General features: G+C 71.7%; 25 protein-coding genes and 1 tRNA gene. 10 read left to right on the plus strand and 16 right to left on the minus strand.

From position 1 onward, the window contains the following. Nucleotides 1-7 precede the first annotated feature (7 nt). Nucleotides 8-208: a hypothetical protein gene (locus ADL03_RS45765; RefSeq protein WP_082373472.1), complete on the minus strand. Its 201-nt coding sequence runs from the start codon at nucleotides 206-208 to the stop codon at nucleotides 8-10. Nucleotides 209-383: 175 nt separating this feature from the next. On the opposite strand from ADL03_RS45765, the gene ADL03_RS25595 reads away from it, so the two are divergent. Then, complete coding sequence (locus tag ADL03_RS25595) at nucleotides 384-1,571, plus strand: NAD(P)/FAD-dependent oxidoreductase (RefSeq protein WP_053736094.1); 1,188 nt, start codon at nucleotides 384-386, stop codon at nucleotides 1,569-1,571. On the opposite strand, the gene ADL03_RS25600 is transcribed toward ADL03_RS25595, so the two are convergent. Beyond that, a complete protein-coding gene (locus tag ADL03_RS25600) occupies nucleotides 1,568-2,041 on the minus strand; it encodes a MarR family winged helix-turn-helix transcriptional regulator (RefSeq protein WP_053736095.1) in 474 nt (157 codons plus the stop codon). The two genes, ADL03_RS25595 and ADL03_RS25600, sit on opposite strands and share 4 nt — an antisense overlap. Nucleotides 2,042-2,123: 82 nt before the next feature. Here ADL03_RS25600 and ADL03_RS25605 point away from each other — a divergent pair, with 82 nt between their 5' ends. The 6 genes from ADL03_RS25605 (at nucleotide 2,124) to ADL03_RS25630 (ending at nucleotide 8,092) form a co-directional block, all read left to right on the plus strand. After that, nucleotides 2,124-2,705 carry an FMN-dependent NADH-azoreductase gene (locus tag ADL03_RS25605; protein WP_053736096.1) on the plus strand — a complete coding sequence of 194 codons (582 nt, stop codon included), beginning with the start codon at nucleotides 2,124-2,126 and terminating at the stop codon, nucleotides 2,703-2,705. Nucleotides 2,706-2,714: 9 nt separating this feature from the next. Further along, a complete protein-coding gene (locus tag ADL03_RS25610; protein WP_053736097.1) occupies nucleotides 2,715-3,107 on the plus strand; it encodes an NUDIX domain-containing protein in 393 nt (130 codons plus the stop codon). Nucleotides 3,108-3,410: 303 nt separating this feature from the next. Further along, nucleotides 3,411-4,358, plus strand: a complete 948-nt coding sequence (locus ADL03_RS25615) for a tetratricopeptide repeat protein (protein WP_053736145.1) — start codon at nucleotides 3,411-3,413, stop codon at nucleotides 4,356-4,358. After that, a complete protein-coding gene (locus ADL03_RS25620; protein ID WP_053736098.1) occupies nucleotides 4,358-4,684 on the plus strand; it encodes a hypothetical protein in 327 nt (108 codons plus the stop codon). The genes ADL03_RS25615 and ADL03_RS25620 overlap by 1 nt, the downstream gene beginning before the upstream one ends. A gap of 80 nt (nucleotides 4,685-4,764) precedes the next feature. Continuing rightward, on the plus strand, nucleotides 4,765-6,891 hold the full coding sequence (gene secD, locus ADL03_RS25625) for a protein translocase subunit SecD (protein WP_197288651.1): 2,127 nt from the start codon (nucleotides 4,765-4,767) through the stop codon (nucleotides 6,889-6,891). Nucleotides 6,892-6,931: 40 nt separating this feature from the next. After that, on the plus strand, nucleotides 6,932-8,092 hold the full coding sequence (locus tag ADL03_RS25630; RefSeq protein ID WP_053736100.1) for a lactate 2-monooxygenase: 1,161 nt from the start codon (nucleotides 6,932-6,934) through the stop codon (nucleotides 8,090-8,092). Between the two features lie 23 nt (nucleotides 8,093-8,115). On the opposite strand, the gene ADL03_RS25635 is transcribed toward ADL03_RS25630, so the two are convergent. From ADL03_RS25635 to ADL03_RS48725, 4 genes are read right to left on the minus strand one after another with little or no spacing between them, the layout of a single operon-like run. Continuing rightward, entirely contained in the window at nucleotides 8,116-8,895 is a 780-nt protein-coding gene (locus ADL03_RS25635; protein ID WP_053736101.1) for an ESX secretion-associated protein EspG, read from the minus strand. A gap of 9 nt (nucleotides 8,896-8,904) precedes the next feature. Beyond that, nucleotides 8,905-10,227, minus strand: coding sequence for a PPE domain-containing protein (locus ADL03_RS25640; protein ID WP_053736102.1), 1,323 nt, complete (start codon nucleotides 10,225-10,227; stop codon nucleotides 8,905-8,907). 3 nt (nucleotides 10,228-10,230) lie between these two features. Next, nucleotides 10,231-10,809: a DUF3558 domain-containing protein gene (locus ADL03_RS25645; RefSeq protein ID WP_197288652.1), complete on the minus strand. Its 579-nt coding sequence runs from the start codon at nucleotides 10,807-10,809 to the stop codon at nucleotides 10,231-10,233. Nucleotides 10,810-10,816: 7 nt separating this feature from the next. Next, the gene (locus tag ADL03_RS48725) at nucleotides 10,817-11,230 is read right to left on the minus strand and encodes a hypothetical protein (RefSeq protein WP_053736104.1); all 414 of its coding nucleotides are present in this window, start codon (nucleotides 11,228-11,230) and stop codon (nucleotides 10,817-10,819) included. 152 nt (nucleotides 11,231-11,382) lie between these two features. Here ADL03_RS48725 and ADL03_RS50525 point away from each other — a divergent pair, with 152 nt between their 5' ends. After that, complete coding sequence (locus ADL03_RS50525) at nucleotides 11,383-12,210, plus strand: hypothetical protein (RefSeq protein WP_053736105.1); 828 nt, start codon at nucleotides 11,383-11,385, stop codon at nucleotides 12,208-12,210. Here ADL03_RS50525 and ADL03_RS25660 read toward each other — a convergent pair. The 4 genes from ADL03_RS25660 to ADL03_RS25675 all read right to left on the minus strand — a co-directional run bounded on the left by ADL03_RS25660 (nucleotide 12,192) and on the right by ADL03_RS25675 (nucleotide 16,532). Continuing rightward, complete coding sequence (locus tag ADL03_RS25660) at nucleotides 12,192-12,833, minus strand: helix-turn-helix domain-containing protein (protein ID WP_063798704.1); 642 nt, start codon at nucleotides 12,831-12,833, stop codon at nucleotides 12,192-12,194. The two genes, ADL03_RS50525 and ADL03_RS25660, sit on opposite strands and share 19 nt — an antisense overlap. Nucleotides 12,834-12,888: 55 nt before the next feature. Continuing rightward, nucleotides 12,889-12,960: transfer RNA gene (locus ADL03_RS25665), tRNA-Val, on the minus strand. A 55-nt stretch (nucleotides 12,961-13,015) separates the two neighbouring features. Further along, on the minus strand, nucleotides 13,016-14,395 hold the full coding sequence (locus ADL03_RS49765; RefSeq protein WP_053736106.1) for a carbohydrate-binding protein: 1,380 nt from the start codon (nucleotides 14,393-14,395) through the stop codon (nucleotides 13,016-13,018). A gap of 493 nt (nucleotides 14,396-14,888) precedes the next feature. Continuing rightward, nucleotides 14,889-16,532 (minus strand): bifunctional 3'-5' exonuclease/DNA polymerase, encoded by a 1,644-nt coding sequence (locus tag ADL03_RS25675; protein WP_053736107.1) that lies wholly within the window; start codon nucleotides 16,530-16,532, stop codon nucleotides 14,889-14,891. Between the two features lie 194 nt (nucleotides 16,533-16,726). Here ADL03_RS25675 and ADL03_RS25680 point away from each other — a divergent pair, with 194 nt between their 5' ends. Then, nucleotides 16,727-19,147 (plus strand): ATP-binding protein, encoded by a 2,421-nt coding sequence (locus tag ADL03_RS25680; RefSeq protein ID WP_053736108.1) that lies wholly within the window; start codon nucleotides 16,727-16,729, stop codon nucleotides 19,145-19,147. Here the strand turns inward: ADL03_RS25680 and ADL03_RS25685 are convergent. Together ADL03_RS25685 and pruA are read right to left on the minus strand one after the other, a co-directional pair. Continuing rightward, nucleotides 19,134-20,057, minus strand: a complete 924-nt coding sequence (locus ADL03_RS25685; RefSeq protein WP_053736109.1) for a proline dehydrogenase family protein — start codon at nucleotides 20,055-20,057, stop codon at nucleotides 19,134-19,136. The genes ADL03_RS25680 and ADL03_RS25685 overlap by 14 nt on opposite strands. Nucleotides 20,058-20,146: 89 nt before the next feature. Continuing rightward, on the minus strand, nucleotides 20,147-21,772 hold the full coding sequence (gene pruA / locus ADL03_RS25690; protein WP_053736110.1) for an L-glutamate gamma-semialdehyde dehydrogenase: 1,626 nt from the start codon (nucleotides 21,770-21,772) through the stop codon (nucleotides 20,147-20,149). Nucleotides 21,773-21,928: 156 nt separating this feature from the next. Here pruA and ADL03_RS25695 point away from each other — a divergent pair, with 156 nt between their 5' ends. After that, nucleotides 21,929-23,437 (plus strand): CdaR family transcriptional regulator, encoded by a 1,509-nt coding sequence (locus tag ADL03_RS25695; protein ID WP_053736111.1) that lies wholly within the window; start codon nucleotides 21,929-21,931, stop codon nucleotides 23,435-23,437. On the opposite strand, the gene ADL03_RS25700 is transcribed toward ADL03_RS25695, so the two are convergent. The 4 genes from ADL03_RS25700 to ADL03_RS25715 are packed head-to-tail and all read right to left on the minus strand — an operon-like array spanning nucleotide 23,419 to nucleotide 25,653. Continuing rightward, entirely contained in the window at nucleotides 23,419-24,036 is a 618-nt protein-coding gene (locus tag ADL03_RS25700) for a membrane protein insertase YidC (RefSeq protein WP_053736112.1), read from the minus strand. The two genes, ADL03_RS25695 and ADL03_RS25700, sit on opposite strands and share 19 nt — an antisense overlap. 42 nt (nucleotides 24,037-24,078) lie before the next feature. After that, nucleotides 24,079-24,363 carry a DUF6412 domain-containing protein gene (locus ADL03_RS25705; protein WP_053736113.1) on the minus strand — a complete coding sequence of 95 codons (285 nt, stop codon included), beginning with the start codon at nucleotides 24,361-24,363 and terminating at the stop codon, nucleotides 24,079-24,081. A 10-nt stretch (nucleotides 24,364-24,373) separates the two neighbouring features. Continuing rightward, the gene (locus ADL03_RS25710) at nucleotides 24,374-25,099 is read right to left on the minus strand and encodes a hypothetical protein (RefSeq protein ID WP_053736114.1); all 726 of its coding nucleotides are present in this window, start codon (nucleotides 25,097-25,099) and stop codon (nucleotides 24,374-24,376) included. After that, nucleotides 25,096-25,653: an RNA polymerase sigma factor gene (locus tag ADL03_RS25715; RefSeq protein WP_053736115.1), complete on the minus strand. Its 558-nt coding sequence runs from the start codon at nucleotides 25,651-25,653 to the stop codon at nucleotides 25,096-25,098. The genes ADL03_RS25710 and ADL03_RS25715 overlap by 4 nt, the downstream gene beginning before the upstream one ends. Nucleotides 25,654-25,685 lie beyond the last annotated feature (32 nt).

Consider the following 25,685-nt stretch of genomic DNA (forward strand, 5'->3'; position numbering starts at 1 on the left):
ATCGCGATCACAGCTCGGTGTTGGAGGCGGCCACGACCGCCTCGCGGAGGGCGGCCCTGAGCCGTCCGACCTCCAGCGGTGTCAACACGGCGGCTTCGCCCGGCGGCACGTTGACCACGATGTGCCCCTGGCTGACGAACACCGTCATGTCCCGTCGGCGCGAAGCGATGTCGCGGCAGCTCACCTGCCACTCCTCTTTGGCTCCCACGGGTGTCCTCCAGATCGTCCGGCGCCCGCCCGGATGCTCCGGGCACTCACATCCATGGGACGTGCGTGACCGAGGGTCATGACGGGGATTTGTAGCTTTCTTTGTCCGGCGACCGCGCCGAGCTGCGGATAGCGTCGCATGGGACACGACAAAAGGTCACCTGAAGGGGTGAAAAATGGCGGAACCGCAACGGATCGTGATCGTCGGGGCCGGCCTGGCCGGTGCCACTGCCGCCGGCGCGCTGCGCGACCGCGGTTTCGGCGGCCGGATCACCGTGTTCGGCACCGAGCCGCACCGCCCGTACGAGCTTCCCGCGCTGTCCAAGGACCTGCTGCTGGGCAAGGCGGCGGAACCCGCCTGGGTGCACGAGCCGGGCTTCTACGCCGACAACGAGATCGAGCTGGAGCTCGGCGTCCCGGTGCGGGAGCTCCGGCCGGGCGACCACGCGGTCGTCGACTCGAACGGCGCCGTCCGCACGTACGACCGGCTGCTGCTCGCCACCGGCTCCCGCCCGCGTGTTCTGCCTGGCGCGCGAGGACATGTGCTCAGGACGCTGGACGACTCCCTCGCCCTGCGCCCGGCCCTGCGCGAGGGCAGCCACGTGCTGGTCGTCGGCGCGGGCTGGATCGGCTGCGAGGTCGCGGCGGCCGCCCGCGTGCGCGGCTGCCGCGTCACGGTCGTGGACCCGTCGGCCGAACCGCTGGTGCGCGTGCTGGGCCCGGAGCTGGGCGCGGTGTTCCGCCGCCTGCACACCGAGCACGGCGTCGAGTTCCGCCTGGGCGCCGGGGTCTCCCGGTTCACGCCCTCCGGTGTGGTGCTGGACGACGGCGACGAGCTGCTCGCCGACCTCGTCGTGCTGGCCGTGGGTGCCACGCCCCGCCTGGAGCTCGCCGAGGCGGCCGGGCTGGCGCTCGCCGCCGGGGGAGTGGCGGTCGACCCGGTGCTGCGCACGTCCGCACCGGACGTGTTCGCCGCCGGCGACATCGCCGCGCACGAGCACCCCCGCTACGGCCACCGCGTCCGCGTCGAGCACTGGGCGAACGCGAAGGACCAGGGCACGCACGTCGCCGGGTCGTTGCTGGGACTGGACGAGCCGTACCAGAAGTCGCCGTACTTCTTCACCGACCAGTACGACCTGGGCATGGAGTACCGCGGCCTCGCGGGCCCCGACGACGAGCTGGTGGTCCGCGGCGACCTCGAAGCGCGGCAGTTCGTCGCGTTCTGGCTGCGGGACGGCCGGCTGCGGGCGGCCATGAACGTCAACGTCTGGGACCACGGCACGGCGTTGCAGGCGCTGGTGGACGCCCGGGCGGCGGTCACGCCGGCGCAGCTGCGGGAGGCGGACCTGGGTTCGCTGGTCTAGATGCAGGAGCCGTGCACCGGGCCCTCGCCGCGCGAGAGGTCCTGCAGGGCCTTGCGGATGATCCCCATCTCCTGCGGGGAGAACCGGGAGTGGAAGGCGCGTTCCACCTCGGCGAGCGCGTCGCCCGCCTCCTTCTGCAGCGCCCGGCCCTTGTCGGTGATCACCGGCTTGCGCACCCTGCGGTCGTTCGGGTCGGGCACGCGCATGACCAGCTCGGCGCGCTCCAGCTTGTCGAGCTCGCTGGTCAGCGTCGTCTTGTCCAGGCCGAGCATGGCGCCGAGCGCGAGCTGCGTGCGCTGGGCCTCCTCGGTGGCGAGCGCCTGCAGGATCAGCTGGCCGCGCAGGGAGACGCCGAAGTTCTGGATCTCCTCGGCGTACGCGGCGCCGACGCGCTGGGCGGCCCGGTGCAGCAGCCAGTTGAGGTCCCACTTCTCCGCGCACGCGGCGATGAGTTCCGGCTGCTCCTCCATGTGACCCATCCTACCTCCCGGAGGAGATGTTCTCGGCTCGGAACATCTTGACGCGGAACTTCTTCACTCGTATGTTCTGGGTATGACCAACCTGCTGCACCTCGACTCGAGCATCCGCTACGACGGGTCCGTGACCCGCGAGATCACCAAGGCCTTCGCCGACAACTGGCGCGCGGCCAATCCGGAGGGCGGCTACACCCATCGGGACCTGCACGCCGCGCCGGTCCCGCACAAGGACGGCACCGAGCAGGGGATCGCCGCCGACCTGATCGCCGAGGTCGACGCCGCCGACGTGCTCCTCATCGGCGCGCCGATGTACAACTTCTCGATCCCGTCGACGCTGAAGGCGTGGATCGACCAGGTCGCGACCTCGGCCAACTTCGCCCGCGAGGACGGCACGTTCGCCTGGGGTGGCAAGCGCGTCGTCGTCGTGACCGCGCGGGGTGGCTCGTACAAGCCGGGCACGCCGCGGGAGGGCTTCGACTTCCAGGAGCCGTACCTGCGGGCCGTGCTGTCGATGGTCGGCCTCGACCGGGACCTGGAGTTCGTGCACGCCGAGCTGACGCTGGCGGACGTGGTGCCGCAGATGCACCAGTTCCGCGAGCTGGCCGTGGAGTCGCTGGCCGACGCGCACCGCGTGGTCAAGGAGCTCGCGTCCGCCTAACCTGGCGGCATGATCGACAAGATCGCCTGGATCCTGCTGGAGAACGGCCGGGTGCTCGGCACCCGCTCGGCCGGCAAGGACACGTACTACCTGCCCGGCGGCAAGCGCGAGCCGGGCGAGTCCGACGTCGAGACGCTCGTGCGCGAGATTCGCGAGGAGCTGTCCGTCGAGATCGACGCGGCGTCGGCGCGGCACGTGGGAACGTTCGAGGCGCAGGCGCACGGCCGTTCGTCGGGGGTGACCGTGCGGATGACCTGCTACACCGCCTCGTTCACGGGGGAGCTGGCGGCGGCCAGCGAGATCGAGGAGCTCGCGTGGCTCACCACCGCCGACTCGGACCGCATCTCCCCGGTCGACCGGATCATCTTCGCTCACCTGAACGAGGCGGGACTGCTGTCCTGAGGGAGCGCCTCGTCCGAGGTGATCCACGCGACTTTCGACGCGGACGGGAGTTCCCGGTCGCGGTCCTTCGTTGCAGCGGTTGTGGCAACGGGACCGCGGCCGGTCACTCCATCTGACCGGCCGTCGGTTGCGCGGGGGCCCCGCACGCAGTGAAGCGGCGTGCGCGGCCCTCGCGTGTGCAACCACCGCACCATGCCCACCGGCTCGCCGTGAACACAGAAGTGAGTCGAGGTCGTGGACGCAGCACGGCCGGGCCACGGTCACCCGTTCGAGGTCCGTGGACGCGCTGTCACACTGGGCGGCGTGTCCGAGTCGATGAACGCGGTGCTGCTGCGCGCCGCCGAGCTCACCGCCTCGGGGCGGCCCAGGCAGGCGATCGACCTGCTGCGCCCCCTCGTGGCGGCGAACCCCGGGCACGCGCAGGCGTGGTGCCGGCTCGCCGCCGCCCACCTCGACCTGCACGAACCGGACGCCGCGCTCGACTCGGCCAAGCGCGCGATGGTGCTCAACGGGGAACGGGCCTGGTCGCAGCGGCTGGCCGCGCTGGCGCTGGGCGACCTCGGCCGGCACCAGGAAGCCGCGGTGGCGGCCCGTGAGGCCGTGCGGCAGAAACCCGGCGACTGGCGGGGGTACGTCGTGCTGGCCGAGGTGCTGGCCGACGTTGCCGAGGGCGCGGTGGAGGCGTTCGACGCCGCCCTGCACGCCTCGCAGCTCGCCCCCTCGGAAGTCCGCGCGTTCCAGGTGCTCGGTGACGCGGCCCTCCGGATGCGCGACTGGGGCACCGCCGAGCACGCCTACCGCCACGCGCTCAAGCTCGACCCGTCCGACGCCGACTCGAAGGCGAACCTGGCGACCGTGCAGCGCCGCCGCGCCGCCCGGCCACCGGCGCAGCTGAACAGGGCGCAGGTGTGGCGTTCGCTGCGCACGTTGTCGTTGCTGCTGGTCGGCGGGGGCCTGCTGGCGTTGCTCGCCGGCATGCCGCGGCCGACGCCCTACCTGGCGTTCCTGACCGCCGCACTGGTGCTGGGCTGCGTGCTGGTCGGGCTGCGGCTGCGCCCGTTCAAGGCGCTGTGGCACCTGCGCAAGCTCGCCGTGACCGTGTCGCTGCTCGGCGCGTCGGCCGCGTTGCTCGCCGGGTGGACGGTCGCGTTGCTGCTCGGCGCCACCACGATGCAGCCTCTTGTGCTTTCCTGGTTGTGCGCTGTCGTCGGCGGCGCGCTCGTGTACGTCGGGGGAGGCCGGAAGCGGTGATGCGGCGCAACGCGGTCGCGCTCGCGATCATGCTGTTCCTCGGACAGCTGTTCGTCCTCGCCGCGCCCGCGTCGCCCGCTCCGGCCGGCGGCTCGGTCGTCCGGCACGCGCACGACGTCGCGAACCTGCCCGGCGCCGCGCCCCGGCCGCACAACCAGCAGGCCGCCCAGGTGCCGCTGGCCCAGCTCCCCGCGGACGTGCCGCCGGTCGCGAGACCCGCGCTGCCCGTCCGCTTCCTCGTCGGCTTCGCCCGCCGCGTGCACCGCACGCCCGAGGGCGTCCGCCGCGCCCCGCAGCGGGACCGCTCGCCGCCTTCCGGTCGCTGAACCTCGCCCTTCAGCCACCTCATCTCACCCGGAAGGCCCCTTCACCCATGTCGCGCGACACCGCGCGACGAGGGCTACTGGTGCGCGCGCTGCTGTCGCTCGCCGTCCTCGTCGCCTCCGCATTCCTGCTGCTCACCACCGACCCCCGCCTCGGCCTCGACCTGCGCGGCGGCACCCAGATCGTGCTCCAGGCCAAGGGCGACGCCGACGCCACCGACCGCGCGCTGGAGGTCCTGCGCCGCCGCGTCGACGAGCTCGGTGTCGCCGAACCCGTGCTGGCCCGCTCCGGCGAGAACCGCATCGTCGTCGAGCTGCCCGGAGTGCAGGACCCCGAGGAGGCCGTGCAGGTCCTCGGCCGCACCGCCCAGCTCACCGTCGAACGCGACGGCACCCAGGTCATGACCGGCGAGGGCATCTCCGACGCCAACGCCGCCCCGAACCCGCAGGGCACGGGCCACGTGGTCAACATCGAGTTCCAGGGCGACGCGCCCAGGACGTGGCAGAAGGTCACCGGCGAAGCCGCCTGCGTGCCCTCGGGCCAGCCCGGCCGCCAGATCGCGTTCAAGCTCGACGGCACCGTCGTGTCCTCGCCCGAGGTCAGCACCGACACCCCGTGCGGTGGCGGCCAGCCCGGCGGCGCCACGACCATCACCGGCCGGTTCTCCCAGGCGGAGGCCAGGGAGCTGGCCCTGGTGATCCGCTCCGGCGCGCTGCCCGTGCCGGTCGAGGTGGTCGAACAGCGCACCGTCGGCGCCACCCTGGGCGCCGAGGCCATCGAGGCGAGCGCCCAGGCCGCGATCATCGGCATCGCGCTGACCTCGTTGTTCCTGATCGTCGCCTACCGCCTGGCCGGGCTCCTCGCCGTGGCCGCGCTGGTCGGCTACGCCGGTGTCGCCTACGCGAGCCTGCTCGCGGTGGGGGCGACGCTGACGTTGCCGGGCCTGGCCGGCTTCGTGCTGGCCATCGGCATGGCGGTCGACGCGAACGTGCTGATCTTCGAACGCGCCCGCGAGGAGTACGCGCGCAAACCCAACCTGCGCCGGGCGTCCGAGGCCGGGTTCCGCGGCGCGCTGAGCGCGATCGCCGACTCGAACGTGACGACCCTGCTGGCCGCGGGCCTGCTGTTCTGGCTCGCGACCGGTCCGGTGCGCGGCTTCGGTGTCACGTTGACCATCGGTGTCCTCGCGTCGATGTTCAGCGCGCTGGTGCTGTCCCGGGTGCTGGTGCTGTGGGCGATGGGGACGCGGTTCGTGGCCCGTCGTCCCCGGCTGAGCGGCCTGCACTCGCTCGGCTGGGTGCGCTCCAAGCTGTCGGTCGTGCTGTACCGCCGCCCGTGGCTGTGGCTGACCGCCGCCGGCGCGCTGGTGCTCGTCGCGTTCTCCGGCCTGTTCCTGCGCGGCCTGAACCTCGGCGTGGAGTTCACCGGCGGCCGCATGCTCGACTTCACCGCCGGCGGCCCCGTGGACGCCGCGCGGGTGCGCACCGCACTGGCCGACGCCGGTTTCCCCGACGTCGTCGTGTCCTCGACCGGCACCGACGTCTCCCTGCGCACCGGCCCGGTCGACGACGCGGCGTCGAACCGCATCGGCGAGGTCGTGAACTCCGCGGTCGACGGCGGCGCCCGCCAGTCCAGCAACGAGCTCATCGGCCCGTCGCTGTCCTCCGAACTGCGCCGCAACGCCGTGATCGGCCTCGCCATCGCCGTCGCCGCCCAGCTCGGCTACCTGGCCGTGCGCTTCGACTGGCGCCTCGGCGTGGCCACCGTCGCCGCCCTGCTCAGCGACGTGCTGGTGCTCGTCGGCATCTTCGCGTGGCTCGGCAAGACCGCCGACGGCGTGTTCCTGGCCGCACTGCTCACCGTCATCGGCTACTCCGTGAACGACTCCGTGGTCGTGTTCGATCGCCTGCGCAGCCTGCGCGGGTCACGGCTGAAGGCCCACTACCCGGACGTCGTGTCGGACGCGGTCGTGCAGACCGTGCCGCGCACCGTGAACACCGGCATCGGCGTGCTGTTCGTGCTGGCGGCGTTGCTGGTGCTGGGCGACGGGTCGCTGGCGAACTTCGCGACGGCGCTGCTGATCGGGCTGGTGTTCGGCACGATGTCCACAGTGGTCACCGCGGCGCCGGTCGCGATCTGGCTGGAGCAGCGGTGGCCGCGGCAGGTCAGGGCGGCCGTGCGGAAGCGGCCGGAGGGAGCCCGCGTGTAGCCCTTCCTCGCACCGCTCGCCTCGTAGCAGAGTAGGGGGCATGACCTCTTTCGCCGGGTACCAGAACGAGATCTACCTGCAGGGGCTCGGCGGCACCGTGCCGCCGTTCACCACCGATCCGGACGCGCTGGAGGACTCGGCGCGCTCCAGGCTGGGGCCGGGTCCGTTCTGGTACGTGGCGGGAGGCGCGGGGTCGGGGGCCACCGTGCGCGCGAACCGCGAGGCCTTCGACCGGGTGCGGATCGTGCCGCGGATGCTGACCGACGCCACCGAACGGCACCTCGGCGTGACCGTGCTGGGCACCGAGCTGCCGGCGCCGGTGATGCTCGCACCCGTTGGCGTGCAGTCGATCCTGCACCCCGACGGGGAGCTCGCCACCGCGCGGGCCGCGGCCGAGCTGGGCGTGCCGATGGTGTTGTCGACGGCGTCGTCGCACACGATCGAGGAGGTCGCGGAGGCCTCCGGCGAAGGGCCGCGGTGGTACCAGCTGTACTGGCCGAACGACCCGGACGTGTGCGCGTCGCTGCTGGAGCGGGCGAAGAAGGCCGGGTACACGGCGCTGGTGGTCACGCTCGACACGTGGACGCTGGCGTGGCGGCCGCACGACCTGGACCAGGCGTACCTGCCGTTCCTGCGCGGGGTCGGGACCGCGATCCCGTTCAGCGACCCGGCTTTCCGCGCGGGGCTGCAGAAGGCGCCGGAGGAGGACCTGCCGATGGCCATTCTGCGGTGGGTGCAGCTGTTCACCGGCACCGACAAGTCGTGGGACCGGCTGTCGTTCCTGCGCGAGCACTGGGACGGGCCGATCGTCCTCAAAGGAATCCAGCACCCCGACGACGCGCGCAAGGCGGTCGAGTCCGGAATGGACGGAATCGTCGTGTCGAACCACGGCGGCCGCCAGGTCGACGGCGCGGTGGGGTCGCTCGACGTGCTGCCCGCGATCGTGGAGGTGGTGGGGGAGCAGGTCGACGTGCTGTTCGACTCCGGCATCCGCACCGGCGCCGACGTCGTGAAGGCGCTGGCGCTCGGGGCGAAGGCGGTGCTGGTCGGGCGGCCGTTCGCGTACGGGCTCGCGCACGGCGGGCAGGTCGGGGTGAAGCACGTGCTGCGGAGCCTGCTCGCGGACTTCGACCTGACGCTCGGGCTCTCGGGTCACCGCAGCCCGGCCGAGCTGAGCCCGGACGCGCTGCGGTTCTCCTGAGTCGTGCCCGGCCCGTCTCGCCGCTACGGCATCGTGGCGGTGAGACGGGCCAGCGTGCCGAAGTCGGCCGGCTGCACCCGCAGCCAGCCCTCGCTCTTCGTCGCCACGTACCGCCCGCTGTGCGTGTCCAGGTAGGTCAGCGGGGCGACGCAGCGCTGCTTGCGGCCCAGGTGGTCGCGCTTGGCCGAGAAGAGCTGCCCGCCACCGGTCCGCGGCTCCGACATGATCGTCTTGAGCTGCGTGACCAGCTGGTCGTTCGGCGTGCTGGTCGGCCGGCTCTGCTGCAGGAACGAGCCGGTGTCCTCGTAGGACGGCTGCCGCTTCTGCTGCAACGCGTCCTCCGGCAACGTGATCGGCGCACCCTTGCCCGCCGGCGTCGGCGGCAGCGCGGCCACCAGCGCCTGCGGCGCCTCCTCCGCCCGCACCGGCTCCAGCACGAACAGCTGGTCCGGCGTCAGCACGATCCGCAGCGCCTCCTGGCCGTTCGACACGACCAGGACCGCCTGCTGGGGACCGTCCTTCTGGCCGAAGAACGCCCAGTACTCCACGCCGGCCTCGGCGACGAGCCGCAGCGCGTTGACGAGGTCCGGGTGGATCTCGTTGCCGCGCGCGAGCCCGCTCTGCTCCAGCTGCGCCCACGCCGTGCGCTGCAACCGCTCCAACCCGCTCAGGTCGCCCTCCTCGAGCGCCTCCGAGTCGAAGTCGACCTGCGTGACCAACGCCCTGTGCAGCTGCGGCAGACCCGCGACCTGCCACGCCTGGTACAGCGCGACGACAGGGATGGCGACCCTGCTCCGAAGCACGATTCCCCCTTATCCGCCGATGACCGGCGGAGCGACCATCGTTCCGTCGCCGAAGATGTCCTCGGTCTCCTGCAGGTACGACGCGGACTTGTGCTCCTTGTCCTCGTCGCCCTCCCCGCGAGCACCACCGGCACCCATACCGCCCATGCCCGCGGCCCCCGCGGCGCCACGGCCGGCGGCCGCACCACCCGCGGGTCCGAAGCCACCGGCACCACCACGGCCCTGCTCACCGGCCACGCCGGCAGCACCGCCGAAGCCACTACCGGCGCCACCACCCATGCCACCGGGCCCCTTGCCGAGCCCGGCAGCGGCAGCGCCACCGATCCCACCGGCCCCCGGCGGCCGCATGCCACCGGCACCACCGCCACCGCCACCCCCGCCGACACGACCACCGGGCCCGTTGATCCCACCGGGCCGGTTGCGCGGGTCGTTCGGCCCGCCCGGCCGGTTGCGCGGGTCGTTGGGGTCGAACCGCCCCGTCGGCGGCAGCCCGGTGTCACCGGTGCCCGGCGGCCGGTTGCGAGGGTCGTTCATGTCGAAGCCCGGCGGCCGGTTGCGCGGGTCGTTCGGGTCGAGCCGCGACGGGTTGGTGTCGTCACCGGTGCCCGGCGGCCGCCAGCCCGACAGGTTCGTGTCGTCACCCGGCCGCCCCGACCCCGGCGGCGTGCCGATACCGGGCGGGGTGCCCGTGCCGGGAGGCGTGCCGGTGCCAGGGGGCGTGCCGGTGCCCGGAGGCTGCGACCCCGGCGGATGCACCCGCTCGATCGGCGGCGTGTTCTGCTCCTGCATGCTCGCGTCGGTCGCGTCCGGCGAGATGAAGGTAGGCATCTGGTTCGTGCTCTGCGAGACGGCGTCCGCGTACTGGTTGAACGCGCGGATGTTCTGCTCGCTGACCTGCTGGTTCTTCTCGACCGCCTTGTCGTAGTCGGTGTCCCAGAAGGCCAGGTCGTTGAGCCACGGCTTGTCGGGGACCTCGGGCGGCTTCTGCATCTGGTACTTGGCGTTGACGTACGCCTCACCGACGCTGTCGGCCGTCTTGCCGGCGTCCTGCGCGGACTTGCCGGTCACGTCCGCCCAGGTGGCGAGCGGCGAGGTGGTGCTGCGGGCAGCGTCACCCGCCTGGCCTTCCCACGCCGCACCGGAGTCGCGCACCGCCTTGTTGATGATCTCGGCGATGTCGTTGTGGCTGCTCGCGAGCCCCCTCCAGCCTTCGCTGGCCGGAGCGGTGCTCTGGCTCGGCCCGGCGCCCTTGTCGAACCAGTTGTAGATGGTCTCGCCACCCGCGAACGGAAGCATCGCGAAGCCGGCGATGTTCGGCTCGTCCCCAGCCATGACCTACCCCCTGAGATTTCCGATGACTGTCGCCGCGAGCTTCTCGCTCTCCGTGCACGGCTTCTGGGTCGACAGCTTGTTCTTCGCGACGTCGACCGCCGCCCCGACGGTTCCCTTGTCGCCCGCCTCGATGATGGTGAGGCAGCTGCGCGAAGCGTCCGTGCTGTCCCTGCTGAACGTCCGGACCCCGTCGATGGTCTTCTCGCTGAAGACCGCAGCGCTGCGGGAGTTCGCCAGCTGGTTCTCGAAGGTCTGGTCCGCAGCGATCCGCACCTCGTAGGTCGAGTCGTCGAGGAGCGACTTGCCTTCCCAGGTGCAGACCGGGCCGGTCGAGCTCGTCTTGGTCTTGACGTCGACGTTGCCGAGGGCGCTGACCTGTGCGGCGGTCAGGAGGTCGCAGGGGTTGCCCTTCACCTTGTCGAGGTTCAGCCTGGCGGCCGGGGACCCGGTCGAACCCGTGTCGCTCGTCTGCGTGGCAGGCGGCTGTGTGGCACCCGTGGTGGGGTTGCCGCCGTTGATGCTCGTACAGCCGGCCAGAGCCGTCGCCGCGAACAAGGTCGCCAACAAAGTGGTGCGCTTCAAGACGGACTTACCTTCCCATCGCAGTCTTCGCATCGTCGTCCGTGCCGCGGTACTCCGCGAGAGCCTTCTTGATGTTCGCGACCGTCGCTTCGAGGGCTTCCACTGCCTTCTTGTTGGCCCACGCATAGCCGCCTGGATCCTCACCAGCGGCTTTGCGCATGTTGAGGGTCGCCCAGCCGCTGTACGGGTCGGGTCCAGGCGCACCCGTGCTCGTGATGAACTCCGCCTCACGCATGAGGTCTTTCAGCTGCTTGGCGGCGGCTTCCAGGCCGTCGATCATCTTCTGGGCTTGGTCGGGGTCGACCGCGAACCTCGTGGTGCCCGCTCCAGCCGCACCGGCCGCGGCACCCGCTGCGGCCGCGGCGGAGCCGACGGCCTTCCCGACCGCGGTGAACGGTGTGACCGCGTCGAACATCAGCATCTCGGCCAGCTCCCCTCAGAACTTCCACACACCCCTGTTGGAGGATTTTTGCACAGCGCTGGTTCCACCGGCGGGCGAACGACTGAGCTGACCTGCTCACATGACCGTTTCGTTCAAGACACCTGCCGAAGCGGCGGCCTAGGTTCGACGGCATGATCGAACACGCGAGGAACTTCATCTGGCACAACGCCCGCACGCTGGAGCAACGCTGGTTCGAGCACGCCTTCGACGGCGGGAGTGGTGACGCGGTGGTGCGGGCGGTGCTCGCGTACCGCAACGACGACGGCGGGTACGGGCACGGGCTCGAGCCGGATCACCGGGGGCCGACGAGCCAGCCGTTGCACGCGCTGCGGGCGTTGCAGATGTTTGCCGAGGTCAACGCGCCGGAGCAGGCCGAGTCGGTGGTGGCGTGGCTGGCGGCGACGTGTCCGGACGGCGCGGTGCCGTTCGGGATGTCCACGTCCAAAGGACATCCGGTGGCGCCGTGGATCACGCTGGACGACCAGGGTGGGTTGTTGCTCACGGCACAGATCGCGGCGGCGTTGTACGCGCTCGGGGTCACCCACCCGTGGCTCGCGAAGGCCACCGACTACTGCTGGGCGCAGATCGACGGGCTCGGTGAGACCCATCCGTACGAGCTGCGGGCGGCGGTGATGTTCCTGGACGAGGTGCCGGACCGGGAGCGGGCCGGGCTGGCGGCGGCGCGGCTCGGGCAGCTCAAGCCGGGCACGGAGGGGTACGCGGAAGGGGAGGGCATGGCGCCGCACTTCTACGCGGCGAAGCCCACCAGCCTCGCCCGGCCGTGGTTCGCCGACGCCGAGTTCGACGCGGACCTCGACGAGCTGCGCAACGGGCAGCAGGAGGACGGCGGCTGGAACTTCGGCTTCCCGGCGTTCACGCCGGTGGTCGAGTTCGAATGGCGGTCCATCGCCACGATGGACGCGCTGCTGACGTTGCGGCGTCACGGCCGGATCAGCTGACTCAACGGCACGCCGGCCAACGCGCGCACCTCACGGGAGAGATGCGCCTGGTCGGCATAGCCCGCTTCGAACGCGACCGATGCGAAGGGGCGACCGGCCCACGCCAGGCGCATCGCGTGGTCGAAGCGCAGCACCCGCTGCAGCACCTTGGGTGGGTAGCCGAACGCGTCCAGGCACCGCCGCCGCAGCTGGCGTTCGCTCAGCCCGATGTCCCACGCGGCCGAGCGGACGTCGGAGGTCCGCAGCACCGCGGCGGTCCCGGCGACGGCGGGGTCGACGGACACCCGTGCGGCGCAGAACGACACCATCTCCGAGAACGACGACAGCCGCGCCGACGGCACCAGCTCCGCCAGCGGCACGCGCAGGTCCCGCACCTCGCACGCCGGCACCCCGAACACCGAGGGGAACGCGCCGGGCGGCAACCGGACGCCGTACAACGTGCCGGGCGCGACGGAGGCGAGCTGCGCGCGGGTGTCAGGACCGGCCACGAACAGGGCCCCGGTCGCGGGTGTCCACATCAGATCCGTGCAGCCGTCGGGCACCACCCGCTGCACGGTCTCCGACGACACCGTGCGCGTCCACAGGCAGGCCAGACCGGCGGGGGCCGGGCGTTCGGCGTACACGGGCCCATCAAAGCAAAAAGCGCCGCGTCCCGGAGGACGCGGCGCCTGATGACCGTGGACGATACTGGGATTGAACCAGTGACCCCTACCGTGTCAAGGTAGTGCTCTCCCGCTGAGCTAATCGTCCGGAGATGCCGGACGAGATTCTAGCGGACGAGCACCGCCTCGACGCACACCGGGGCCTAGAGGCCGAACTTCACCCAGTTGACGCTCACGTACGCCGCCGGCTGACCGCTCGTGAACGTCACGTACACGTCGTGCGTCCCCGAGATGCCCGAGATGTTCGCCGGAATCGTTCTCCACGCGTCCCAGCCGCCGGTGTTGCCCACCGCGAAGCTGCCGACCGGGGCCGCCGTGCGCGACCCGAGCCGGACCTCGACCAGACCGCTCACGCCACCCGCGGCACCCGACGCCACGCGGGCGTAGAACTGCCGCGCCGGACCGGAACCGAAGTTGACGCCGGAGAACTTCAGGTAGCCACCGTTCGCGATCTGGTGGACACCCGAACCGCCCTCGGCCGGTGCCACCGAGCCGCCGGAGCGCTCGGAGGCGTTCTCCGCCTGGAGCTCGCTGTACGCCGAACCGCCACCGCCGGGGTTCGAGGTCGTCGTGCTCGTCGGCGGAGTCGTCGTCGAACCGCCAGCCGTGTAGACGGCCACGTAGTCCACGACCATGGAGTGCCCGGACTGGGTGGCCGCGACAGGGGTCGGCTGGTTGTTGTTCAACGCGTTCGGGAACGCGCCGCCCATCGCCAGGTTCAGCAGGATGAAGTACCCGGCGTGCGACGTCATCCGGTCCCACACGCCCGCACCGAGCTGGGCCTGCGTGACCGTGTGGAAGTGCTGACCGTCCACGAACCACTTGAACGACTTCTCGGCGTCGTCCCACTCGAAGCGGTACGTGTGGAACGCCGACTGGCAGGACGCGCCGGGACACGTCCGCGAGTTGCCGATGCCGGTGAACTCGTTGCAGGCACCGCCGGGCGCGACGTCGCAGTGCAGCACGCCCCACACCGAGTTGATGCCGTTGACGTTCTCCATCACGTCGAACTCACCGATGCCCGGCCAGTTCCAGTAGTTGCCGCGGAACGGCGAGCCGAGCGCCCAGAACGCGGGCCAGTACCCCAGCGCCGCCTCGCCGGTGACGTTGGGCATCTGGATGCGGCCCTCGATCGCGAGCTTGCCGCCCGGCGCCGGCTTGAAGTTCGCGCGCTGGGTCTCGATGCGCGCCGACGTCCAGTTGCCCGCGCCGTCCTTCAACGCGGTGATGCGCAGGTTGCCGGCACCGTCGAGCTTGATGTTGCCGGTGCTGTTCGTGTAGTTCTGGATCTCTCCCGTACCCCAGTTGGCAGGTCCGCCGGGGTAGCCGTGGCCGAGGTCGAAGATCCAGTTGGAGCTGGACGGCAGGGTTCCGCTCGCTCCGTTGAAGTCGTCACCCCACACCTGCGTCCATCCCGGTGCGGGGGTGGGGATCGATGCGTTGGCGGACATGGCGGCGATCGCCAGGGGTACCGCGGCAAGAAGAGCTGTCGTGGCCGCGAAGACGCGGCGGCGTTGCCTCATGCGCGAGTGACCTCCTTGTCACGGGTGCAGTCCATTTATGAGAGCGCTCTCACGGCGTGGGGACAAGCGGCCATTCGGACCAACGGCCACGGAGTGCGCAGGTGGCGTCACGTCTCGTTTGGACAGGACAGGGGTGGGGTGAGGAACGGGATGGGGAAGATGTGCGGCCTCGCGCGTGGGCGGGGGGAAGATTGCGCGGCGGGAGGTTGTGCGGCGGGGAGGTTGCGCGGCGGGAGAGCGCGGCTGATGTCGGCACACGTTGTTGGAGCCGCCTCATCTGGGGCGCATCGACGCACCGTGCCGCCGTGCGCAGGACGCGATGCGCGCACGGCGTGGTGTGCGCACGCGGCAATGACGGGCGGCGCGTTGACGCACCGTGCCGCCGTGCGCAGGACGCTATGCGCCCACGACGTGATGTGCGCACGCGGCAGCAACGGGCGGCGCGCGTGCGGACTGCACGGCCCGTGCGCCCGGCGGGGATGCGGCGCGCGGGCTACTTCGCGTCCGCGTAGCACTCCACCGGCACGGCGTTCATCGGGAACCGCACCGGAGTCTCGCCGAACAGCAACCGCGTCGCCGCCTGCCCGGCCTCCGCGATCGCCGCCACCACCTCCTCCACGTCGTCGACCGGGCAGTGGACCAGGACCTCGTCGTGCTGGAAGAACACCAGCGCGGCCCGCGGGGGCAGGCGGGTGCGCAGGACGCCGAGCAGGGCGGCGGTCCAGTCCGCCGCGCTGCCCTGGACCACGAAGTTGCGGGTGAAACGGCCCCAGTTGCGGGCTGCCTGGCGGGAGGAGCTGGAGACGTTGCCCGCGTCGTCGGCGCCGCTCACCAGGTCCTGCCAGGCCGCGGACGGTTCCGGGGAGGTGCGGCCGAGGCGGGTGCGGACCATGCGGCCCTGTTCGCCGGCGAGGGCGGCTGACTCGACGTAGCCGACCGCGATCGGGAACCTCTTGCGCAGCACGGCGAGCAGGGGGCCGGCCTCGCCGGAGGTGCCGCCGTACATCGCCGAGAGCATCGCGATCTTCGCGCGGGGGCGTTCGCCCTTGAACGAGTCGGCGGCCAGTGCGGCGTACAGGTCGTCGTCGCCGCAGACCTCCACCAGGCGTTCGTCGCCGGACAGCGCGGCCAGGATGCGCGGTTCCAGCTGGGAGGCGTCGGCTGCCACCAGGCGCCAGCCGTCGTCTGCCCGCACGGCTTGGCGCAGCACGCGGGGGATCTGCAGGGCCGCGCCGCCGCGGGACGCCCAGCGGCCGGTCACGACGCCGCCGACCACGTACTCCGGGCGGAACCGGCCCTCGGAGACCCACGCGTCGAGCCACGTCCAGCCGTGCGCCACCCACAGCCGGGCGAGCTCCTTGTACTCCAGCAGCAACGCCACCGCCGGGTGGTCGACCTTCTTCAGCACCCAGCGCCGCGAGGACGGCACCTCGATGCCCGCCCGTTTGAACGCGCGCACGATGCTGCCCGGCGCGTCCGGGTTCACGTCGTGGCCGCCGAACGCCTCCCTGATCCGGTCGGCCAGCGCCTGCAGCACCTTCGGCCGTGCGCCGGGGGCGGGGCGCGGGCCGAGCAGGTCCTCCAAGAGCGCGAGGTGCACGTCCTCCCGCCACGGCAGGCCGTGGTGGGTCATCTCCGCCGCCGCCAGCGCCGACGCCGACTCCGCCGCGATCAGCAGCGACAGCGCCGGGTTGCGTTGCTGCGCCTGGAAGACGAGTGGCAACGCGGCCAGCTCGTCCGTACCGCCCGGCAGCTGCACCGGCTCCGGCTCGAACAACGTCAGCGCGACGTCCTTCTTGCGCGGGCCCACGTCGGGCGGCGCGGGCAGGCCCAGTGCCCGTGCCACCGCCGCCGGCAGCTCGCGCGGCTCGCGGTGCCTGCCCTCGGCGCCCAGCAGCAGCGCCTCGGTCAGGTGCAGGTCCCAGCACCGGTCCACCCGCACGCCGGCCGCCAGCAGCGCGGGGTAGGCCTCCGCGGTGTCCGCCCACAGCCACCGCGGTTTGTGGGCGCGCTCCAGCGACGCGACGGCCGAGGCCAGTGACGGGGCTGCCATCGCGGGACCGGCCGGGCTCCCGTCGTCGTGCAGCTTCTGCCACCGCCCCGCACCGTCCGCTTCCGGAACCAGTGAGACCAGCACGGGTCAATTGTGCCGAGGAGGTCCGACAATTTCGGTCGAGCCGACGCCACAGCACCTCTGCAACCGTTCCCCGCAGCACGAATCCGATGGAGTTCTTCCAAGCCAGCCAGCAAAGGAGTGAAGGAAAATCCGGAAGTTTCCCCGATGGTGTGGTCTTGCTGTCGCTCGCCTGATCACCGGCCGACTATGAAGCGGTGGACCGAGCACTCAGCGTCGCCGCACTGCTGGACCCCGCCCACCAGGTGGTCCCCTTTCACGGCAGAGAACCCGAACTGGACGCACTGACGGCGTGGCGCGACAGCCCCGCCCCTCAGGCGTCCCTGCTCGTGCACGCTCCGGCGGGCGCGGGCAAGACCAGGCTGCTCCAGCGGTTCGCCGAGCAGTGGGACGACGACGCGCACGGCCGGTTGCTGGTGGTCGACGACGCCGACCGCCGCACCTGGCAGGAGGTCTTCGAGCAGCTGCAGGACACGCTGCGGCACGGCCCGGAGCGCACCAGGGTGCTGCTGGCGGGCCGGATCACGGGCTGGTGGTGGTCCTCGACGCGCCAGCGCATCGCCGACTTCGATCACGAGGTCACCGACCTCGCCCTCCCGCCGACGGTGGCGGACCGCGCCGAGTCGTTCACCCTCGCCTGCCAGCACTTCGCCAAGCAGCTCAACGTCACCGCACCCGACGAGCCACCGCCGAACATCGCCGACGAGACCACCCTCGACCTGCACATGGCAGCGCTCACGGCGGTGCACGGCGACCCGTGCGACGTGAACCGCACGCAGCTCGTCCGCCAGCTCCTGCGGCGCGACGACGGTCCCCGCACCGGCCGCGTCGCGGAGGACTACCTGGCCGTCGCCACCCCGGAGAGCCCGGACCCGGACCTGCTCGCCCGTGCCGCGCTGCGCTGGCCCGTCCTGCGCCCGAGGCTCGACCGGCTCATCGCGGACGACCCGGCGATCGTCCGCGACATGGCCCGCGACAGCCTCCGCATCACCGCGGAGATCGGCTCCCAGGCCACGGCGGAGCACCTCGCCCGCCAGATCTTCCGCGACGAGCGGTTCGCGACCGACGCCATCCCGTCGATCCTCACGCGACGGCTGGTCGAGCACGCCCAGGACACCCTCGAACGCGCCGAGATGTACGGGATGCTCAGCGCCCGCACGATGGTGTGCGGTCTGCGCCACGAGTCCGTCGAGGCCTCCCTGCAGGAGGTCGAGTGCTACCGCGAGCTGGTGCGGCAGGACCGGGAGAACCGGCCGCTGCTCGCGGACGCGCTGGGCGACCTGGGGCTGCGGCTGATCAACGCCCGGCGCCGCGACGAGGTGCTGCGGGTCTCCGAGGAGGCCATCCAGCTCTGGCGCGAGATCGCCGAGGACGACCGGGAGACCCTCCCGCAGCTGGCCTCCGCGCTGGAGCAGATCAGCTACCGCTACCAGGCGCTCAACCAGGACGAGGCGGCGATGACGGCGTTGAGCCGCGCCACCCTGCTCTACCAGGACCTCGCGAAGAGCCACCCCGCGCTGTTCCGCGCCGACTACGCCAGGGTCGCCGCCGCGATGGCCCGCCGGTTCCACGCCGAGGGCGAGAAGCAGCACGCCGCCGACTCGATGCAGCTCGCCATCGCCAACTGGCGGGTGCTCGCCCAGGAGGACCCGCGCTTCGAACCGGAGCTCGCCCGCAACCTCGCCATGGCGGGCGTCATGCTCATCGACCTCCGGCGCGCCGAGGCGGCGAGCGAGACCCTCCAGGAGGCCGTCGACCTGTTCCGCAGGCTCGCGATCGTCAACCCGGAGACGTTCCGCGGCGAGCTGGCCGACGTGCTGACGCGCCACAGCCAGGCGTTGCGCGATCTCGGCGACCCGGACGCGCGGCTCGTCGCGGAGGAGGCCGTGATGCTGTGGCGGGAGACCGGGGACCGCAAGGGACTCGGTGCCGCCCTGCTCAACGTCGCCCAGGTCGCGAACGACCTGCGCGCGGCCGAGGAAGCCGTTGCGGTGCACCGGGAACTGGCCGGGCGGGACCTCGTCTGGAACCAGGTCGACCTCGTGCTCGCCCTCGCGGTCCTCACCGAACAGCTGCTGCGCGCCGACCGGCACGAGCCGGCCCTCGCGCACGCCGACGAGTGCCTGGACCTGTGCCGCCGCCTGCCGTCACAGCTCCTCGACTTCTTCGGCGCGAAGCTCGCGCCGGGCCTGCACCCCGTGGTTCGCGCGCTGTCCGAGTCGGACCACCACGTGCGGGCGTTGCAGGTCTCGGAGTTCGCGCTGGGCGTGTGGCGCGTGCTGCTGCCGCGGACCGGACCGGGCGCCTACCTCGCGGCCGTCCAGCAGCACGCGTGCAAACTCCGTGCCGCGCAACGGGAGGAGGAGGCCAGGAACACCGCCCACACCGCGATCGTGCTGTGGCACCTGGTCGGCCGGGACCTCGACCACGAGGCCGGGTACGCCGACGCACTCACGATCTACAGCATGCTGTGCGTGGAAACCAGGCACGAGGTGGAGAAAGCACTCCAGCTCGCCCACCGCGCGGTGCGGATCGCACGCGAGGTGGGCGACGAGGTCAAGCTGGAGTTCGCGCTGGACACGGTGGCCGCGGCGGAGAGCTCGCTCAGCTGGTCGTGAGCAGCGACCGCACGAAGAACGCCACGTTGGCCGGACGCTCGGCGAGGCGACGCATGAAGTAGCCGTACCACTCGTCGCCGTACGGGACGTAGACGCGCATGCGGTTGCCCTCGGCGGCGATCCGGCGCTGCTCCTCGGGACGGATGCCGTACAGCATCTGGAACTCGTAGGAGTCCTTGGACCGCGCGGAGGCGAGGTCGGCGGCGATCGCGATGAGCCGCGGGTCGTGCGAGGCCACCATCGGGTAGCCCTTGCCCTCCATCAGCACCTTCAGGCACCGCACGTACGACAGGTCGACGTCGTGCTTGTCCTGGTACGCAACGGAAGCAGGCTCCTGGTAGGCGCCCTTGCACAGCCGCACGCGCGACCCGGAGTGCGCCAGGTCCCGGCAGTCCTGCTCGGTGCGCCGCAGGTAGGCCTGCAGCACCGCGCCCACCCACGGGAAGTCCACCCGCAGCTCGCGCAGGATGCCCAGCGTCGAGTCGGTGGTGGTGTGGTCCTCCATGTCGAGCGTCACGGTCGTGCCGACGACGGCGGCCGCCGCGCAGATCCGCCGCGCGTTCTCCAGCGCGATCTTCTCGCCGTCCACCGGCAGCGACTGGCCGACGGCCGACAGCTTGACCGACACCTCGGCGCCCTCGGTCAGCCCGTGCGACTCCAGCTGCGCCAGCAGCGTCAGGTACGCCTCGACGGTGTCGTTGGCCTGCGACTCCTCGAAGGTGTCCTCACCGAGGTGGTCGAGCGTGACCAGGCGGCCGTCACCGAGCACCTCGGCGGTCGCGTGGATCGCGGAGGAGACGTCGGCACCGGCGACGAACCGCTCGACGACGGGCCGGGTCAGCGGCGTCGACTCGACGAGCTTGCGGGCACCGGCACTGCGGGACGCCAGGAGGAGGCTGGAGCGCAACATGGTTCACGTCCTCGGGGTGTGAGAGGTGAGGGGAACGTCCCAGTGCTTGTGGCGCAAGGACGTTCCCCTCACTTCGGGGGGCTTGGGTGTCAGCCCTGGTGCGGGTGGAGGTGGGTGGTGGGCGCCGCGAAGGTCTCCTTGATGGAGCGCGGGCTGACCCAGCGGAGCAGGTTGTGGACCGACCCCGCCTTGTCGTTCGTGCCGGACGCGCGGCCGCCACCGAAGGGCTGCTGGCCGACGACGGCACCGGTGGGCTTGTCGTTGACGTAGAAGTTGCCCGCGGCGAACCGCAGCTCCTCCTGCGCGTGCGCCACGGCGGCGCGGTCACGGGCGATGATCGAGCCGGTGAGGCCGTAGGGCGCCGCGCTCTCCATCTGCTTCAGAACCTTGTGGTAGTCCGCGTCCTCGAACACGTGGACCGCGAGCACCGGGCCGAAGAACTCGGTGGTGAACACGGAGTTCGACGGGTCGGAGCCGAGCAGTACGGTCGGCCGGACGAAGAAGCCGTCCGAGTCGTCCGCGGTGCCACCGGCGGCGATCTCCAGCGAGGAGTCCGCACGCGCGGCCTGCAGCACGCCCGACAGCTTGTCGAACGAACGGCGGTCGATCACCGCGCCACCGAAGTTCGAGAAGTCCGTGACGTCGCCGTAGGTCAGCGCCTCGACCTCCGCAAGGAACTGGTCGGAGATCTTGTTCCACACCGAGCGCGGCACGTAGGCACGTGACGCGGCGGAGCACTTCTGGCCCTGGTACTCGAAAGCACCGCGGATCATGGCCACGCGCAGCACGTCGGGGTCGGCCGACGGGTGCGCGAGGATGAAGTCCTTGCCGCCGGTCTCGCCGACGATCCGCGGGTACGAGCGGTAGTTCGCGATGTTCGCGCCGACCTGCGCCCACAGCTTCTGGAACGTCGCGGTGGAGCCGGTGAAGTGGATGCCCGCGAGGTCGGGGGAGCTCAGCGCCACCTCGGACACGGCCAGGCCGTCACCGGGCAGCAGGTTGATGACGCCGGGCGGCATGCCCGCCTCTTCCAGCAGCCGCATGGTGAGGTGCGCGGCGAACGACTGGGTCGGCGACGGCTTCCACAGCACCACGTTGCCCATCAGCGCGGGCGCGGTCGGCAGGTTGCCGGCGATCGCGGTGAAGTTGAACGGCGTGATCGCGTAGACGAAGCCCTCCAGCGGGCGGTGGTCCGTGCGGTTCCACACACCGGGGGAGGAGATCGGCTGCTCGGCCAGGAGGGTGCGGGCGAACTGCACGTTGAAGCGCCAGAAGTCGATCAGCTCGCACGCCGAGTCGATCTCCGCCTGGATCGCGGTCTTCGACTGGCCGAGCATCGTCGCGGCGTTCAGCGTCTGCCGCCACGGACCGGCGAGCAGGTCGGCCGCGCGCAGGATGATCGCCGCGCGGTCGTCGAACGACATCGCGCGCCACGCCGGGGCCGCCTCGCGGGCCGCGCGCAGGGCGTCGGTGGCGTCCTGCTGGGTCGCGCCGGCCAGGGTGCCGAGGACCGCGCGGTGGTTGTGCGGCTGGACGACGTCGAACCGCTCGCCGCCACCCATGCGCTGCTCGCCACCGATGGTGACCGTGAGTTCGAGCGGCTCCTTCTGCAGCTCCGCCAGCTTCGCCTGCAGTTCGGCGCGCTCCGGGGTACCGGGGGCGTACTGCAGCACCGGCTCGTTGACCGGGGCGGGAACCTGCGTGACCGCGTCCACTCGCAACTCCTTCGTACTGGTCGGGTGGCTCAACGGTAAGTCCGGGTGAGTCGTCATCCGTTGTGCGACCGGCCAAGATTCACCAGGTCAGATGTACGATCGGACAGTGTTGACGTGCACGCGGGGAGCTTTCGCACCCGGACGGCGGGGGCGGGGATGAGTCTCCGGCACATCCTGATCGCGCTGGGCGATCCGCTGGTCGAGGTGCAGGTCGCGCCGCACGGCCTGGAGGTCGACGTGCGCGACGTCGTGATCATGGACCCGGACGACCCGCCGGACGTGGCGGCCGGCGACCTCGCGCTGGTCATCGGCGCGCGTGGCCGGGCCGCGTTGCCGCTGATCAGGGCCGCCGGACGGGCCAAAGCCGCCGCCGTGGCCGTCAAGGAGTCGTCGCAGGCGCTCGAACAGGCCGCGACCGACGCCGGGGTGGCGTTGCTGGAGGTCAGGCCGGAGGTCCGCTGGGCGCACCTGGAGGCGCTGGCCAAGGGCGTGCTCACGACGACGACCGACGACGGCGAGGTGCTCGGCGACCTGTTCGCGCTCGCGCAAACGATTGCCACCCTCACCGGCGGCATCGTCAGCATCGAGGACACCGCGAGCCGCGTGCTCGCCTACTCGCGCTCGTCCGACGAGGTGGACGAGCTGCGCCGGCTGTCGATCCTCGGCCGTCAGGGCCCCGAGCCGTACCTGAAGATGCTGCGCGAGTGGGGCGTCTACACCCTGCTGCGGTCCTCCGAGGAGGTCGTGCGGATCGACGAACGCCCCGAGCTCGGCATCCGCCGCCGCATCGCCGTCGGCATCCACGCCGGGTCCCAGCCGCTCGGCGCGATCTGGGTGCAGGAGGGCGACCAGCCGCTCACCGAACGGGCCGAACGCGCGTTGCTCGGCGCCGCCCGCGTCACCGCGCCGCACCTGATCCAGCAGCGCAACCAGCCCACGTCGCGGTTCCGCGAGAACCTGCTCGCCGCACTGCTGACCGGCCGCATGGACGCCGTCACCGTCGCCGGCCAGATCGGCGCCGACCCCGGCAAACCCGCCGCGGTGGTGGTCTTCGCGTTGCGCGGCGGCGAGGGCGACCGCAGCGAGCACGAGCTGCGCCGCGCCGAGATGACCGGGCTGATCTCCGTGCACGCGGCGGCCTACCGGCGCAGCGCGCTGGTGAGCGAGTCCGGCGGCCGGACCTACGTGCTGCTGCCGGACCTCGCGCCGAACGCGCAGCTGCTGAACCTGACCAGGGAGATCGTCACCACGGCCCGGCGCCACCTGCACACGGCGGTGCAGGCGGCGGTCGGCTCGACGGTGCCCACGCTGGACGAGGTGCGGGTCTCGCGCCAGGAGGCCGAACGCGTGCTGGACGCGATGGCCCGCGACCTCGACGCGGAGGTGGCCACGCTCGCCGACGTCCGGTCGCAGGTGCTGGTCAGCGAGATCCTGGCGTTGCTGCAGGACAACCCCCGCATCCGCGACCCGAGGATCGAGGCGCTCGACCCCGAGCTCGCGAAGTCGCTGCTGGCCTACCTCGACGCGCTGGGGGACGTGCGCGCCGCCGCGGAACGGCTGCACGTCCACCCGAACACGCTGCGGTACCGGCTGCGGCGCATCGACCTCGACCTGGACGACCCGCTGGTCCGGCTGGTGGCGCAGCTTCAGCTCAGGATGCGGTAGAGCAGCGCCCGTTCCGCGATCGTCCACGTGGTCGTGGTGAGCAGGTACAGCCCGGCGGCCAGCGGCAGGTAGGCCGCCACCAGGATCGTGCCGAACGGCAGCACCCTGACCAGCCCGGTCATGAACCCCGGCGTGGGCGCGGTGGTCATCTGCGACCGCTGCCACCGCACGGTCAGGTACGCCACCACGGCGAGAGCGCCGAACAGCACGAAGAACACCCACGCGAACCCGGACGTGAAGTGCGTGCCGAGCGAGATGCCGAACAACGTGCCCTCCAGCAACGGGTTCGGCGTCGTCACGACCTGGTAGATGACCATGAAGAACGGGGCCGTCGCGAGCATCGGCAGCATGCCCGCGAACATCGAGACGCCGTTGCTCCTGTAGACCTTCTGCGACTCCTCCGAGAGCCGCACGAGGTCCTTGCCGTACTTCTTCTGCAGCTTCTGGATCTCCGGCGCGAGCTTGGCCTTGGCCTTCTCACCGCGCACGGCCGCGCGGTACAGCGGGTGCAGCGCGAGCCGCACGGCGATCGTGAATCCGACGATGGCGAGCGCGGGCATGCCGAGGCTCGCCAGGGCAGCGCCCAGGTCAGCGAACAAGGGAGGTTTCTCCGTATCGAGTGGGGATGTGCGCGGGACGTGTCAGAACGTCCGGCATCCCGGTGCTCGAGGACGGGGCCGGCCGGCGGCGTCGGGGTCGCGCAGCCGCAGCTGGGCTGATCGCCCGGCGCGTTCTCGGATGGCCAGCGACCGCGCCGGTGCCACGGACCGCGGCACCAGCGCGACCACGACGATCAACGCGAGGGCGAGCGCGGTCACGGCCGCGACGAGCTCGGTCGGCGAGGAGAGCAACGTGAAGGCGTAGAGGGCGGGCAGGAAGACCGCGAGCAGCAACGCCGCTCGGTTCCTGTACTCGGGCCGCCACATGCCCGTGAGGTTACTTGAACCCGACGCTCTCCGTCGCGATGACTTCGCCCTCACCGTCGTACAGCGTGATCTTCGTGGCCTCGGAGAGCGTCGGCCACCACGCGATCAGCCACCCGTTGCCGATGGTCGCGGTCACCTTCCTGCCGTCCGCGGTCTCCAGCCGCGCCTTCACGACGTCGGGGCTCACCCTGGCGAGCACCGTCCGCCGCGGCTCGCCCCTCCCGGGATCGGGGTTCGACACCTGCGAGCCCTCCAGGCTGAACTTCGCCGACCCGAGCGGAGGCCGTCCCCGCGGATCGCCGCCGCCACCCTGCACCTCGATCCCCTTCGGCGTGCCCAGGCACGTCTGGTCGCTCTGCGGGCCGGTGAACAGCACCAGCGTGAGGTCGCCGCGCTGGTCGACGATCGACACCTCGGTCGGCATCGCGGGCCAGTTCGGCAGGTCCTGCCTGATGGTCCTGTCGTGGCGGGCCAACTCCTCCCGGCAACCCGCGACCAGGCCGTCCGCCTCGGGGCCGGGCGCGCGTGGCTCGGCGGTCCACGACGCGTAGGCGGACGGGGTGGTCGGCGTCCACAGCAGGGTGCCGGCGACGACACCGGCGGTCAGCACGGTCGCGGGCACGGTGAACCGCCACCACCGGCGGGCCGGCTTCGTGCTGATCTCGTTGAGCAGCGCGTGCTTGCGGACCTGCACGCGCACCGGGTCGAGCCGCGGGACCTCGGGGGTGATGTTCACAGTGCCTCCTCGACCAGAGCGCCGCGCACCGTGCGCTGCGCACGAGAGATGCGGGACTTCACCGTGCCGACCGGGATGCCGAGCACCTGGGCGATCTGCGCCTGGGTGAGGTCCGACCACGCGGACATCTCCAGCACCTCGCGGTCCGCGGCGGGCAGCTTCTCCAGCTCCGCGATCACCGCCCGCGTCCTGGTCTCCGCGTCCACCCGCCGGGCCACGTCGTCGGCGTGGTCACCGGCCGGGTCGGGCAGCGGCACCTTGTCCAGCGCGGCCCTGTACCGCGATCGGGAGCGGTGGTGGTTGCGGGTGACACCCAGTGCGACGCCGTACAGCCACGGCAGCAGTGACCACGACGGGGATCCGTCGACCGTCACGGACCGGCGTTTGCGCCACGTCTCCATGAACACCACCGACACCAGGTCCTCGGCCACGGCCCATCCGCCGGTGCGGCGCAGGCAGTAGGCGAACACGGCCTGGGCGTGCCGCTCGAACAAGAGCCCGAACGCGTCGCCGTCGCCGGCCCGGACGCGCCCCCAGAGTTCCTCGTCGGTCACGGACCCTCCTCTCTGCCCCGTTCATGTCCGCA

The organism is Nocardia sp. NRRL S-836, from assembly GCF_001279525.1.
Taxonomy (GTDB): Bacteria; Actinomycetota; Actinomycetes; order Mycobacteriales; family Pseudonocardiaceae; genus Lentzea.